The sequence below is a fragment of the Ruegeria sp. CL7 genome, from assembly GCF_056536445.1.
Window position 1 is genome coordinate 55,030 of the sequence record NZ_JBQFPQ010000007.1, and the last position, 13,274, is coordinate 68,303.

At 58.3% G+C, this 13,274-nt stretch carries 16 protein-coding genes; 6 read left to right on the top strand and 10 right to left on the bottom strand.

The features are described from left to right. Positions 1–103 precede the first annotated feature (103 nt). Positions 104–1,000, bottom strand: coding sequence for a LysR family transcriptional regulator (locus ACR0LI_RS15990; protein WP_171329880.1), 897 nt, complete (start codon positions 998–1,000; stop codon positions 104–106). A gap of 137 nt (positions 1,001–1,137) precedes the next feature. On the opposite strand from ACR0LI_RS15990, the gene ACR0LI_RS15995 reads away from it, so the two are divergent. Continuing rightward, positions 1,138–1,458 carry a monooxygenase gene (locus ACR0LI_RS15995; protein ID WP_171364712.1) on the top strand — a complete coding sequence of 107 codons (321 nt, stop codon included), beginning with the start codon at positions 1,138–1,140 and terminating at the stop codon, positions 1,456–1,458. 43 nt (positions 1,459–1,501) lie between these two features. Then, positions 1,502–1,882 carry a hypothetical protein gene (locus ACR0LI_RS16000; RefSeq protein WP_171329884.1) on the top strand — a complete coding sequence of 127 codons (381 nt, stop codon included), beginning with the start codon at positions 1,502–1,504 and terminating at the stop codon, positions 1,880–1,882. Between the two features lie 245 nt (positions 1,883–2,127). Here the strand turns inward: ACR0LI_RS16000 and ACR0LI_RS16005 are convergent, their stop codons facing one another. Beyond that, on the bottom strand, positions 2,128–2,619 hold the full coding sequence (locus ACR0LI_RS16005; RefSeq protein WP_480718836.1) for an RNA pyrophosphohydrolase: 492 nt from the start codon (positions 2,617–2,619) through the stop codon (positions 2,128–2,130). 137 nt (positions 2,620–2,756) lie between these two features. On the opposite strand from ACR0LI_RS16005, the gene ACR0LI_RS16010 reads away from it, so the two are divergent. Next, positions 2,757–4,784 carry an NADPH-dependent 2,4-dienoyl-CoA reductase gene (locus ACR0LI_RS16010; protein WP_171637327.1) on the top strand — a complete coding sequence of 676 codons (2,028 nt, stop codon included), beginning with the start codon at positions 2,757–2,759 and terminating at the stop codon, positions 4,782–4,784. A 21-nt stretch (positions 4,785–4,805) separates the two neighbouring features. On the opposite strand, the gene ACR0LI_RS16015 is transcribed toward ACR0LI_RS16010, so the two are convergent. Further along, on the bottom strand, positions 4,806–5,414 hold the full coding sequence (locus ACR0LI_RS16015) for a LysE family translocator (protein WP_210093663.1): 609 nt from the start codon (positions 5,412–5,414) through the stop codon (positions 4,806–4,808). A 99-nt stretch (positions 5,415–5,513) separates the two neighbouring features. Continuing rightward, complete coding sequence (locus ACR0LI_RS16020) at positions 5,514–5,954, bottom strand: DUF4399 domain-containing protein (RefSeq protein WP_210093662.1); 441 nt, start codon at positions 5,952–5,954, stop codon at positions 5,514–5,516. A gap of 227 nt (positions 5,955–6,181) precedes the next feature. Here ACR0LI_RS16020 and ACR0LI_RS16025 point away from each other — a divergent pair, with 227 nt between their 5' ends. Further along, on the top strand, positions 6,182–7,087 hold the full coding sequence (locus ACR0LI_RS16025) for a LysR family transcriptional regulator (RefSeq protein ID WP_152459401.1): 906 nt from the start codon (positions 6,182–6,184) through the stop codon (positions 7,085–7,087). Between the two features lie 52 nt (positions 7,088–7,139). On the opposite strand, the gene ACR0LI_RS16030 is transcribed toward ACR0LI_RS16025, so the two are convergent. After that, a complete protein-coding gene (locus ACR0LI_RS16030; RefSeq protein ID WP_171172024.1) occupies positions 7,140–8,057 on the bottom strand; it encodes a hydrogen peroxide-inducible genes activator in 918 nt (305 codons plus the stop codon). A 98-nt stretch (positions 8,058–8,155) separates the two neighbouring features. On the opposite strand from ACR0LI_RS16030, the gene ACR0LI_RS16035 reads away from it, so the two are divergent. Next, positions 8,156–9,118, top strand: a complete 963-nt coding sequence (locus ACR0LI_RS16035; RefSeq protein WP_171637331.1) for a sodium-dependent bicarbonate transport family permease — start codon at positions 8,156–8,158, stop codon at positions 9,116–9,118. Here ACR0LI_RS16035 and ACR0LI_RS16040 read toward each other — a convergent pair. Genes ACR0LI_RS16040 through ACR0LI_RS16055 form a run of 4 tightly spaced genes read right to left on the bottom strand, consistent with a single transcriptional unit; the run spans position 9,111 to position 12,027 of the window. Further along, entirely contained in the window at positions 9,111–10,013 is a 903-nt protein-coding gene (locus ACR0LI_RS16040) for an OmpA family protein (RefSeq protein WP_210093660.1), read from the bottom strand. The genes ACR0LI_RS16035 and ACR0LI_RS16040 overlap by 8 nt on opposite strands. Then, positions 10,010–10,567, bottom strand: a complete 558-nt coding sequence (locus ACR0LI_RS16045; protein WP_152459932.1) for a peroxidase-related enzyme — start codon at positions 10,565–10,567, stop codon at positions 10,010–10,012. The genes ACR0LI_RS16040 and ACR0LI_RS16045 overlap by 4 nt, the downstream gene beginning before the upstream one ends. Positions 10,568–10,597: 30 nt before the next feature. After that, on the bottom strand, positions 10,598–11,308 hold the full coding sequence (locus ACR0LI_RS16050) for a GNAT family N-acetyltransferase (RefSeq protein WP_209835209.1): 711 nt from the start codon (positions 11,306–11,308) through the stop codon (positions 10,598–10,600). Beyond that, positions 11,305–12,027 carry a competence/damage-inducible protein A gene (locus ACR0LI_RS16055; protein WP_171117137.1) on the bottom strand — a complete coding sequence of 241 codons (723 nt, stop codon included), beginning with the start codon at positions 12,025–12,027 and terminating at the stop codon, positions 11,305–11,307. Before ACR0LI_RS16055 ends, ACR0LI_RS16050 begins: the two co-directional genes overlap by 4 nt. Before the next feature lie 50 nt (positions 12,028–12,077). On the opposite strand from ACR0LI_RS16055, the gene sfsA reads away from it, so the two are divergent. Next, positions 12,078–12,785 (top strand): DNA/RNA nuclease SfsA, encoded by a 708-nt coding sequence (sfsA, locus tag ACR0LI_RS16060; RefSeq protein WP_480718837.1) that lies wholly within the window; start codon positions 12,078–12,080, stop codon positions 12,783–12,785. 1 nt (position 12,786) lies between these two features. Here sfsA and ACR0LI_RS16065 read toward each other — a convergent pair whose 3' ends face one another. Beyond that, positions 12,787–13,182: a RidA family protein gene (locus tag ACR0LI_RS16065; RefSeq protein WP_245218178.1), complete on the bottom strand. Its 396-nt coding sequence runs from the start codon at positions 13,180–13,182 to the stop codon at positions 12,787–12,789. Between the last annotated feature and the right edge of the window lie 92 nt (positions 13,183–13,274).

Consider the following 13,274-nt stretch of genomic DNA (forward strand, 5'->3'; position numbering starts at 1 on the left):
CCGTGAATCGGCCCGTACTGGACCCTTGATGATGCTCCACCAAGCTTCAATTCGGCTCCAAGAAACGGAACTTGTTTGATAGTGCAGAGATTAGCGATTTTGTTTAAGGATTGCACCGTTTCGCATAATCAACGAAAGCTCTGACACGGGGCGGCATATTGCGCTTGGATAGATAGTTCAGGGAGAACCGGGGCAAATCAGCGGTCTGGCCTTCCAGAACCTGAACCAACCTGCCGTCTTCCAGCAAGCTCTCGACAGAGCTTGCAAAGATATAGGCCAGCCCAAGCCCCGCCTTTGCGCCTTCAAGGATGGAGGTCACGTCGTTGGTGACGATCTTGGGACGCGGCATGACCGAATAGGGGCCGTCTGTGCCTGCAAATACCCACGGGGCCAGCTTGTCAGCACCTGTAATAGCAAAACAGACCCCGCTATGTGCCGCCACATCGGCCGGTTTCTCTAGGGGCGGGCAATTGGCTAGATATTCGGGGGACGCGACAATCGTCATCTTCAGTGTAGGGCCAATTGCGATGGCATATGTATCAGGATCAAGCAGGGTCTCAGCACGGATAGCAGCATCAACCCCGCTGGTTACGAGATCGACTTTTGTTTCGTCATAAATTAGTTCAATCGCCACCGCCGGATGTTCTTTTGCAAATCCTGTGATTAGGGCATCCAGAAACAATTGGCCCGCGGCGGTCGGGGCCGTTAGCCGAAGCGTGCCCGACAGATCTTCGTTTAGGTCGTGAATACTTTTCAGTGCTGTTTCCAGATCATTGATTGCTGGCAGGCTACGGCGAAAAAGAAGTTCGCCCGCTTTGGTCAGGGCGATGGCCCGAGTCGATCTTTCGATCAGGCGCACGCCAAGGCGATCTTCGAACCTCTGGACAGCTTCACTTACCGAACCCGCTCCAAGTTTCAGTTTTTCAGCCGCCGCGCGGAAACCGTTCTCTTGAGCAACCGCCACGAATATCGACACGTCGTTCAACTCATTTCGCCTCATTGTTAGATATTCCTTACATCGCGATCTAAAAATGGCTGTTTATCTAACAAATATCCCTGACTATCTTGCTTGGCAATGGAAACCACACGCTTCGCCACACGCAAAACCGGAGCGAGAAAGTCAAAAGGACAAAGCTGATGAGCACGATGAAAATCTGGGACCTACACATGACATATGACGGCCCCATGACCGAAGAATTTGCCGAGGGCACTAAGCGGTTGGCTGAAAGCATTGCGCAGGAAGCTGGTGTGATCTGGAAAATCTGGACCGTTGATGAAAGCAGTGGTGATTTCGGTTCGACCTATTTGTTCCGGGATCTCGCCGCCCTGGAAACCTACAAGGCGATGCACGTGAAGCGTCTGGCGGCAATCGGTGTCACCGTAACGTCGGACCATGTGTTTGATATCATGGAAGACCTCAGCTCAATCACCAACGCCCCCTTGCGCGAGGTAGTCTGATCAGGATCCCTCTTAAACTTGCGCACATACAAGGAGCTTTCAAATGAGCAATCGAACATTCCTGACCCTTCACAGCACAATCTATGCGTTGTTTGCCTTTGCGCTGTTTTTTCTGCCTGGTTTTCTGTGGCCAAACTACGGATTGGAGCTGAATGACCGCTACGCCTGGTTCCTGTCGCAGCACAACAGCATTTTTCTTGGAGGGATTGCCATTATTGGCTTTCTTCTTAGGGATGTGACCGACGGTGCAACCGCCCGGAAGCTGCTGACCGGGCTGATGGCAACCAACGCACTTGGTTTTGTCGTAACGCTATATGCGGCGCTGACAGGTATCTTCACTGGCTTTGGTTGGTCGGATCCCGCATTCTTTGCGTTTCTTGCGGTGATGAGCTTCCTGCAACTCAAGAAACTTAGTCAGTCCTGATGGTAGGGAACGCGGCTCGGAGCTTTCCGCTCCGAGCTTTCTGCCAATAAGAAGTGGATTTATGTTAAGATCTAGAGCGGAGCTTTCAACAAAGCCACGTGTTTGCCCCCGCAATTAAGGTTCGCTACCTTTCCTGCATGTGAGAATGTAATGTCTGTATTGGGCGCATAGCTGTCTTTGGAGCGATCACATCAAAAGTCCGCTTCGTCCGCCTAGCGGATCAATCTGAAACGCAACCCAAGCGATCAGAATTCGCTTAGATAGTCGGAAAAAGCCTCGACCACGCGCTCATACACCTCGCGCTTGAAGGGTACGATCTCGGCGATCAGCCGGTCGGGGTCCTGCCATTTCCAGCAGGTGAACTCGGGGTGGTGGGTTGCGATGTCGATCTGATCGTCGGTTCCCAGATACCGCATCAGGAACCATTTCTGCTCCTGCCCGCGGAAGCGGCCCTTCCATATCTTGGGCACGATGTCATGCGGCAGGTCATAAGGCAGCCAGCCCTCGGTTTCCGCGATGATTTCAACCAGATTAGCCGTGACTCCGGTTTCCTCCAACAGCTCTCGCAAGGCCGCATCACGAGGGTCTTCGCCCTTGTCCACACCGCCCTGCGGCATTTGCCAGGCGTTCGCGTGGCGGTCGTTGCGCTGTCCGACAAAGATCTGGCCCTGATCGTTCATCAGCATCAGCCCGACGCAGGGGCGGTAGGGCAGTTTTGCAATATCTTCGGGGGTCATGCGCGGCCTCATCGGGTTGTTCCGCCCACCTCTAGCAACCACCGGCGCAACAGCAAAGAGGGTGACGTGGGGTTTCGCGTGACAAAGTTTACGCGAACGTCAATCTATCACGCAAATTCAGGAGGGAGAGTTTTGCCATGACTGTGTACCCAAACATGCTGGCACCACTGGATCTGGGCTTTACCACGTTGAAGAACCGGGTCCTGATGGGCTCGATGCATACCGGGTTGGAAGAAACCGGCGACTGGAACCGGGTGGCCGAGTTCTATGCCGCCCGCGCGCGCGGTGGCGTGGCGCTGATGGTCACGGGGGGAATCGGGCCGAACCTTGAAGGCTCGGTCCTGCCGGGGGCGGCGATGATGACCAGCGACAAGGACGTGGCCAATCATTCCGTCGTCACCGACCGTGTGCATCAGGCAGGTGGCAAGATCGCGATGCAGATCCTGCATGCGGGCCGCTATGCCTATGGGCCGAAATGCGTGGCGCCCAGCCCGGTGAAGTCTCCGATCTCGCCCTTCCCCCCCAACGAGTTGGACGAGGACGGCATCGAGAAACAGATCAGCGACATCGTCAACGCCGCCGTGCTGGCCCAAAAGGCGGGCTATGACGGGGTCGAGATCATGGGGTCCGAGGGTTATTTCATCAACCAGTTTCTGGTGACCCACACCAACAAGCGCACAGACCGTTGGGGCGGGTCCTATGAGAACCGCATGCGCTTGGCTATCGAGGTGGTTCGCCGCACCCGCGCGGCGGTGGGAACCGATTTCATCATCATCTACCGGCTGTCGATGATAGATCTGGTACCCAACGGCTCGACCCATGACGAGGTGGTGCAACTGGCGCAGGAGATCGAAAAGGCCGGGGCCACGATCATCAACACCGGCATTGGCTGGCACGAGGCGCGGATTCCGACCATCGCCACCAGCGTGCCGCGCGCGGCCTTTTCCTGGGTGACCAAGAAGCTGATGGGCAAGGTGGGGATTCCGGTCATCACCTCGAACCGGATCAACACGCCCGATGTGGCCGAGCAGGTGCTGGCCGAGGGCTGTGCCGATATGGTCTCTTTGGCGCGGCCGATGCTGGCGGATGCGGATTTCGTGGCCAAGGCGATGGCCGGCGAGTCGGCCAGGATCGCGCCCTGCATCGCCTGCAACCAGGCCTGCCTGGATCACACCTTCAGCGGCAAGCTGACATCCTGCCTTGTCAACCCGCGCGCCTGCCACGAGACCGAGCTGGTGATCGAAAAGGCCGCCACGCCCAAGCGCGTGGCCATCGTGGGCGCGGGTCCGGCGGGCCTGTCCACGGCGATGACGGCGGCGGAGCGCGGCCATAACGTGACCGTGTTCGATAAGGCCGACGAGATCGGCGGCCAACTGAACATGGCCAAGCAGGTGCCGGGCAAGGAAGAGTTCTGGGGCTTGGTGGACTGGTACCGCACCATGCTGAACGATCTGGGCGTCAAGGTCGAATTGGGCCGCAAAGTCGGCGCCGACGATCTGGGCGGGTTCGATGAGGTGGTGATCGCCACGGGCGTCAACCCGCGCGACCCGCAGATCCCGGGCGAAGACAGCGACAATGTCGTGAACTATATCGACGTGCTGCGCGACAAGGCCCCGGTGGGCAAATCGGTGGCCGTGATCGGCGCCGGCGGCATCGGCTTCGACGTGTCGGAATACCTGTTGGAGGAAGGCCATTCGCCCACCACCGACCTGCCCTTGTGGATGAAGGAATGGGGCGTCGCCGACCCTGAACAGCACCGCGCAGGCCTGGCGCCCGAAGGCCCGCAACCCGAGGCGCCCAAGCGGCAGGTCACGCTGCTGCAGCGCAAGAAGCAGGCGCATGGCAAGGGGCTGGGCAAGACCACCGGCTGGATCCACCGCGCCACGCTGAAGATGAAGGATGTCAACTTCGTGGGCGGCGTGAACTATGAACGCATAGACGACGAGGGGCTGCATGTCTCGTTCGGAGAAGAGCGCGCCGATCCGACCGTCATCAAGGCGGATACGATCGTTCTGTGTGCAGGACAGGTGCCCGAGCGGTCGCTGGCCGACGCGCTGATCGAACGCGGGATCACCCCGCATGTGATCGGTGGGGCGGACGTGGCGGCCGAACTGGACGCCAAACGCGCGATCAATCAGGGCACACGCCTTGCCGCAGAGTTCTGAAGCCACTCGTTCAGAGTGTCTTCAGTCCGACAGCGCGAGCTTTGCACCCAATGCACCAAAAGCGGTTGCGAAACACCGCTTTATCCACGCCATCACAGCAGGGCGCCGGATCACATAGTCCCGCGCCAGTGCGGCGCATGCCCCATACCCGACAAAAACAACAAATGTCATGGCCATGAAGGCCAGCGCCAGTTTGGCCAGTTCCATTCCTGCATTTGCTGCGTTCGCCGGCAGGAATTGAGGCAGAAAGGCCAGGAAGAATAGCGACAACTTTGGGTTCAAAACGTTGATCAGCGTTCCTGTCACGGCAATTCCAAAGTCGCTTTTTGCGGATTTCTCCGCCGCGACATCCATGGCACCGCCGTCCTTCAGGATACCCCATGCCATGTAGAACAAGTACAAGACGCCAAGATATTTGATGAATTGAAACGCGACGGCACTGGTGTGCAGCAAGGCTGCAAGTCCGATGATGCCGGCCAAGGCCGCCGGAACGATCCCAAGTGTGCATCCGAAGGCTGCGGCAAGACTTGCGCGAAACCCGCGCCCAAGACCGACAGCCAAAGTATAGATGACGCCGGTACCCGGCAGCAAAACAACAATCAATGATGTGACGAAGAATTCCAGCGACATTATTACCCCCTGCAAATGCAGGCAGATTCACTAAGTGCGCCGAAAATGTAAATGCCTTTCCATCACATGAACCGAACGGACGGTTTCAACGACCTGCGGCTATTCCACGGTGATCGTGATCACTTCGGATACAATCGGCGGGGAATGCGGCACATGCCCGGCATCGCCCAGAACCAATTGCAGGGTGTGTTGGCCCGGCGACAGATTCAATGCTACTTCGGTCTGACCGCCTCCGAAGTGCATGTGATTATCGTCGGCGGGCAGGCCATTGGCCAACTCATCCGCGCCATCCTCGCCTTCACCCAGCGGGGGACGGTCAAGCAGCAGGTGGTGGTGCCCGGTGTTTTCTTTGTCGGTTCCGGCGGGCGCGACGCCCATGCCGCTTAGGCCAAAGACAACCGTGACCGGTGATTGCACGGTATCGCCATCCGACAGGTTGACGAAATAGACTTTTGCATCAGGATTCGACGGGGTCTCTCCTCCGGCATGCGCAAAGCCCACAGAAAGGCAAAGCGCAGCAATGGCGAAAAAGGTTCTCATGATCTCCTCCCTGGTCACAAAAATGCCATTCTCAATGAGAGATCTTAGCGCGATTGCCTGAAAAACACAGCATCACAATGCCTGAGGTGAGTTTGGAAACCACTGTTTCTGCGTTTCTCATACGCAAACGATCCGATTCAAATCCCTGATATTATCCCATGTCTGCCCCGTTTCCGCCCAGATTCAGCGCCATAGTCAGGACGGAAATCAAGATCTGGGGAACGAGTATGGACCGACTGACCGAAATGGAAGCCTTCGCCAATGTGGTGGACCAGGGTGGCTTCACCGATGCGGCCAAAAAGATGGGCATCTCCAAATCAGCTGTGTCCAAACACGTATCGAGCCTTGAGGCGCGTCTGGGAGCGCGGCTGTTGAACCGCACCACGCGCCGGGTTTCACCAACGGAAATCGGGCTGGCCTATTATGACCGCGCGCGGCGCGTGTTGAATGATGCCGGAGAAGCGGATTCACTGGTCACGTCAATGCAATCGGCCCCGTCTGGTCTTTTGCGCATCAGCGTCGCCACGGATTTCGGCGTCAATCACCTGTCACCTGTTCTGTCCGAGTTCCTTGCAGCCTACCCCGACATCACCGTGAACATGGTTTTGAACAACCGCTATGTCGAGCTGATTTCCGAAGGATTTGACGTGGCCGTGCGCATTGGTGAGCTGGAAGACAGCACGTTGCGCGCCCGCAAACTGACCGAGACGGTCAAACGCATGGTCGCCGCGCCCAGTTATGTCGAAAGATTCGGCCGGCCGCAGAAGATCGATGATCTGAACGAACACAAGCTGCTGCATTATTCCAGCCAATCCTCGGGCAATGTCTGGAAACTGACCGCGCCGTCCGGTGAAAAACGTCAGGTTCGTACCGCCGGGTGGTTGAGTGTCAATGATGGCCAATCCCTGTTGAACGCAGCGGTTTCCGGCCTGGGTATCGCCTATCTACCCAGCTATCTTTACGCCGAAGCCCTGAAGGCCGGGCTGGTTGTCGATGCAATGCCGTCCCTGCCTGACGAAGTTCAAGGCGTTTACGCCGTCTACCCGCCGGGCCGCTTTACGCAACCCAAAGTGCGGGCCTTCATCGATTTCCTCGTTGATTCCTTCCATGGGAAGGGTCCGATGGACTGGTAATTTCTCCCTGAAGACCAACCTTTGGCCCGCGTATGAAAGTGCGGGCCTTTTTTTACGGGTCGATCACTGACAGTCCCATGGACCGGGCGGAAGTGCGCAAGCTGTCCGTCAGCACATTCTGACCCGGCGGTGGGGTCTCGGAACTGCGTGCCAAAAGAGCAATATCGCGATTTGCATTGGCGATGGACAGCGGTCGCAAGCGCACCTCGTCGCGGTAGATCCCCTGTCTGCGAGCATAAAGATCAGGCAGTACCGCAACACCAACACCCGAAGCCGCCATCAGAACAATGGAATCAAGCGTCGTGCCTTCATACTCATCCGAAACAACCCCACCGCATTCCGCCGCCAATGCATAGACGATGCGCGACAGGCGGTGGCTTTGATCCAGGGTGAGGAAGATCCGGTTCTGAAGATCGGTGGCACTGACACCCTGCAAGTCCCGCGCCAGAACGTCATCAACGGCAACCGCGACCCAAAGAGGTTCGTTGAACAACCGGTGTTGCACGGTATTCGGATGGTCTTCGGGCGTGGACAATATCAGATCAAAGCGACCGGATTTCAGACCCTGTTCCAGATCCAGTGTGTTTTCCTCGCGAACCGCAATACGCAATCCGGGGCGAATCCGGTGCACCTGTTTGATGGCTTGCGGCAACAGATAAGGCCCGATCGAAGGCAAAACCCCCAGTCGCAATCGTCCTCCGACGGGCATATCGTTCGACATGGCGTGGCGAAGGTCCTTGACCTCTGCCAGGATCTTCTGTGCGCGCAAGATGAATTCTTCTCCTTTCGCCGTCACCTGGATACCACCCCGGTTACGCTCAAAGATCCGAACGCCAAGCTCTTGTTCTACAGTCGCAATTTGCGTCGACAGGCTGGGCTGGCTGACATTCAGCACCTCGGCAGCCAAACTGAATCGCCCAAGGCGACTGACCGTAACGATGTATTCCAACTGTCGCAATGTGGGACGCACTTCATAGCCTGAAACTATATATAACTTAGAAAGATAGTATTTGGCGAAATCAGTTTTGCAAGGCACCTAACCCGAAAACGAGGGATCAGGAGTCAATTATGCCCGGAGTGATCGAGACGCTTTCCAGCAACCTGCTTGTGCCGACCATACTGTTTTTTGCCCTTGGGCTTCTGGCTGCCTTTGTACGCAGTGACCTGTCCATTCCGGCGGGCGCGGCCAAGTTCATGTCGCTTTACCTGCTGCTGGCCATCGGGTTCAAAGGCGGTGCCAGTCTGGCCGCGCATGGCATTCACCTGCAACTGTTCCTGACGCTGCTGGGCGGTGTCGCCTTGTCCTTTACCATCCCCTTCGTGGCCTTTGGCCTGCTCAGGGTGATGACACGGCTGGATGCGCTGAACGCGGCGGCGGTGGCAGGGCACTATGGTTCGATCTCGATCGTCACCTTTGTTACGGCCACCAGCCTGCTGGATCTGGTGGGGCTGACCCATGACGGATTCATGGTGGCCGTTGCGGCTGCGATGGAGGTGCCCGCAATCCTGTCGGCGCTTTGGTTGGCGCACAAGACCGGAAGCAATGGCGTCAAGGATGACAAGCTGTGGCGCGATCTGCTGGCCAATGGCTCGATCGTGCTGCTTACCGGTGCCTTCCTGATCGGAGCCATCACCGGTGGTGAAGGCATGCAGATGATCGCGCCCTTCATCGTGACGCCTTTCACAGGAATCCTGTGCCTGTTTCTGCTGGATATGGGCCTGTCGGCAGGGCGCAGCCTGATCAGCAACCGAGACAAGCTGTCGGTTGGCCTGTTCGCCTTTGGTGTTTTGATGCCCCTGATCGGCGCATTTATGGCCTGGGCGGTAGGTGCCGTGATCGGCTTGCCACAGGGCAGCTTGTTCCTGTTCATGGTGCTGTCAGCCTCGGCTTCGTATATCGCGGTTCCCGCCGCGATGAAGATCGCCCTTCCAAAGGCCGAGGCCGGGATCTATCTGACCTTGTCGCTGGGGGTGTCGTTTCCGTTCAACATCACCGTCGGATTGCCGCTGTACCTGTGGTGGGTCAGTTGACCAGCAATACGGCTTCGACCCGACGGTTGAGATCACGCCCTTCCGGAGTTGCATTCGATGTGAGCGGAGACAGATAGCCAACACCCTGCGCTTCGATCCGGTCGGGTGCCACGCCATGCGCATCGATCAGGCGGGTCCTCACCGCCTCGGCCCGGCTTTTGCTAACCGCAATATTTGCCTGTAAGGCACCGGTATCGTCAGTGTGCCCTACCAACGCCAGGCGTGTGTTCGGGTTGTCGGTCAAGTATCCGGCCAGCAAGGTCAGCGAGTCAAACGGCCCTTCGCCCAGGGCAACCTCGCCCGTCGGAAAATGCAGGTCATCCAGGATCACGTGGCCCGTTGTCGCCAAGGCCTCCAGCAATCCGACCGGGCCTTCCACGGCTTGCTCGATCACCACAGGGTCCGGGTCCGGCGCGTCCTGGGGTGTGACCCGGATCATCTGAACATAGCCATCCGGGGGATTGCGGCTGACCAGCAGGCTAAGGGCAACCGGCCCCTTGGTGGCCGACAAAAACCGGTAATCCTGAATGGCGACATACATGTCCGGGGTTGGCACGACCTCGGTGCCAAAACGGAAATCGAAACCGCCACAAACCCGCGCGTCGCATTCGAACAGGATCTTGTAGCCCTGCGCCTCGATCTGTTCCCGCAACGGTGCCAGCAGCTGCAATGTCGTGCTCGACCCCGCCTGAAGCCGCCACGTATAGCGTTCCACGCGCCCTTCGAGCGTTTCTGCGGGAACCGAGCCATTTGCATAAGGCCCCGTCGGCAGGTCATAGCTGTCCAGTGGCGATGTTCGGTCGCTGATCTGTCGGGCACTGGCCGGCAGGGTCAGGTCCTGTGCGGCAACAGGTCCTGTCATCAGCAGGGCAACAAGGGCGGCGGCGCGGATCATCGAAACTGTGCGTGATATTCTTCGTTGGGCACCATCGCCGTTGCGCTGGCGACCCGGTTTGACATGTTGAAAAACCCGGCGACATTGGCGATGTCCCAGATGTCGCGGTCGGAAAAGCCTGCATCGCGCAGGCGCTGGCGGTCGGGCTCTTCGATCTCGGCGCTGGCGGTGGTCATCTTTGCGGCAAAGTCCAGCATCGCCCGTTGACGCGGCTCCAGCGGGGCGACGCGATAGTTCATCACCAGCATTTCGCCCAGTTGCGGATTGCCCGAAAGCTGACGCACCGCCGCCCCATGGGCGACCAGACAGTAGAAACATTTGTTGATTGACGAGACGACGACCGCGATCATCTCGCGTTCCAGTTTGGTCAGCCCGCTGTCAGCCAGCATCAGGTCGTTATACATCGCGGTGAAGGCGTTCAGCTTGTCGATGTCGAATGCGTTGGCTTTCAGCACATTCGGCACCATGCCCAGTTTTTCGACACAGATATCAAAGTATTTCTGCGTTTCCGGCGGCAGCGGATCGACCATGGGCAGGTTCAGCGCGGTAGGCATGTCTTTTTGTGTCACGGCGGCCTCTTCGGTTCAGACAAGATGACGGTAATGGTATTCGCCCGCGATCTCCATCCCGAGGGCACGATAAAGACCGTTGGCGCCCGCATTGGCCTTGGTGCAGATCACGCTGAGGTTCTGCGCACCGTGATCACGCGCCCAGAATGCGGCCGCGCGCATGGTCCAGTGGCCCAGCCCCTGACGACGGTGTTCGGGCAACACTTCCAGCGCGTGGACCATCGCAGTGTCTGCATGCATCGCCACAAAAGCCACGCCGCTGGGTTTGTCGTTGTGACGCAGCAAAAATCCTGTCTTGGGTCCCTTGGCACGTTCCATCACCGCGATCCGCTCGGGTCCGATCCCGCCCGAGGCCCAGATTTCGCGCATGATCTCAAGCGGTTCCCAGATCGAAAACACCATGACCGGTGGGATCGGCTGATCGATCAGCCGAGAGATGGGGCAGACATAAATGTTGACCGGGTCAAGAATGTCGTATCCCCGCTGGGCCAGCATTGCATCCAGAGCTTCATCCCCGGGCCGCAGGCAAAAGATGCGTTTTTGCCCCATGGACAGCATCGCGGCCTCGGCGGCGTCGATATCGTCTTCGTTGGCCGGGCCCAATGCACTGGCCGCTGATACGCGCGACCCTCCGCCCCGCCCCTCACGCAGCAGAAACGGGCCAAGCCGCTGATAGCGTGCGGCGGGCCATGTTCCGTCGACTATTTCCGCCCAGTTATTGCTCAAAGCTCAAGCTCTTTCGCCAGGCGGGTGGTGGCCGCGTCGATCCGGCCTCCGTCGGTGCCGCGTACAACCACGTTGGCCCCGAAGGCACCGTTGATCTGAAACGGATAGCACCCGATGGACAAGTCACTGAAATCTTCGGCCAAGGCCGCCAGGGTTGCGGCGATATCACCTTCTCCGCGGTCCACACGCAGAGTTTGCGACAGCAAAGGGCGGCCTCCGGTCAATGTTGGCAACACGCTCGCCACCATCGCCTGAAAAACCGACGGCACACCCGCCATGACATGCACATTCGCAAGCGTGAACCCGGGCGCTGTCGAAACCGGATTTTCGATCAGCGTCGCCCCGTCCGGAATACGCGCCATGCGCAGGCGGGCGGCATTCAGTTCCAGCCCGGATTTGTCGTAATGGGCCTGCAACAGCGCGCGCGCGTCATCGCGCACATCAATGGGTGTATCGAAAGCGCGGGCAATGCAATCCGCCGTGATATCGTCATGGGTCGGGCCGATGCCGCCACTGGTGAAGACATTGTCATAGGCATCGGACAACGCTTTGACGGCCGCTTCAATGGCAGGGGCATCATCGCTGACAATGCGGACCTCTTTCAGGTCGATGCCGTGTTTGGTCAGCTCCTGCGCCAGAAAATGCATATTCGCATCGCGGGTGCGACCCGACAGGATTTCATCCCCGATCACCAGCATCGCTGCGGTTGGATTGGCCATGGCGCTGTCCCCTCTTGATCGTTTTCAGGGGCAGGTATAGGCCGTGAGACATGCGTTTTGAAACCCCTCTTGTCCCCGCCCGGCTGATCCGCCGCTACAAACGCTTTCTGGCCGATTGCAGGCTTGAGGACGGGAGTGAGGTAACGGCCCATTGCGCCAATCCGGGATCGATGATGGGGCTGGCCGAACCGGGTGAGAAAATCTGGCTGGAACCCAACGACGATCCGAAGAAAAAGCTGAAATTCGGATGGCGGCTGGTGGACCACGAGAACGGGCATTTTACCGGGGTCGATACCTCGGTCCCGAACCGGGCGCTGCGGGCTGCTTTGGAAGCCGGTGATATCCCCGAACTGGCCGCCTATGACACCGTCCGGCCCGAGGTGAAATACGGCGACAACAGCCGCATCGATTTCCTGCTGACGGAGCCGGGCCTGCCGGATGCCTATGTCGAGGTGAAAAGCGTGACACTTTCACGCCAGCCCGGACTGGCCGAGTTTCCCGACAGCGTCACAGCCCGTGGCACCAAGCATCTGGGCGAGTTGGCCGCGATGGCGTCACAAGGGCACCGGGCGATCATGCTGTATTTGGTTCAGCGAACCGATTGCGACCGGTTTGCTTTGGCGGCCGATATTGATCCAGCCTACGCGGCGGCATTTGAGGCGGCGCAGGCGCAAGGGGTGGAACGGATCGTTTGCGGGACGCGGATAACGCCGTCGGGGGTTTGGGTGCAGACTGAAATGAGGATCTTGGCCGGCTGAGTCAGTCCGCAACGACAGCATCAACCTCAATCTCGACCAGCCACTCGGGATTCACAAATCGTTCGATGGCCATGATAGTATCTACAGGGCGAGCATCCAGACAATACAGCTTTCGGGCTTCGATCGCCTGTTTCCAGTTTTCGATTTCGGTCAGGATGACACGCGTTCTGACAATATCGTGCAGCCCTGACCCGGCACGCTCAAGCGCATCTTTGATGATTTCGAAACATTGTCTGGTTTGCAGATAGACATCGCCGACACCCACAGTGTTGCCGTCAGCATCGACTGGTGCGGTTCCCCCGACCGCGATGAAGTTCCCGACCCGAACCGCTCGGCTGAACCCAACGATGCTTTCCATGGGGTTTCCGTTAGAGATCAATTCTCGTTTCTGTGACATGCATCCGGTTCCCTGATTTTCTCAAGAAAAAGTGCAATCATTAGATACTGATCCGCCTGCCGTGAAAAGTGTCCAAGCCAGTAGCCGTACGG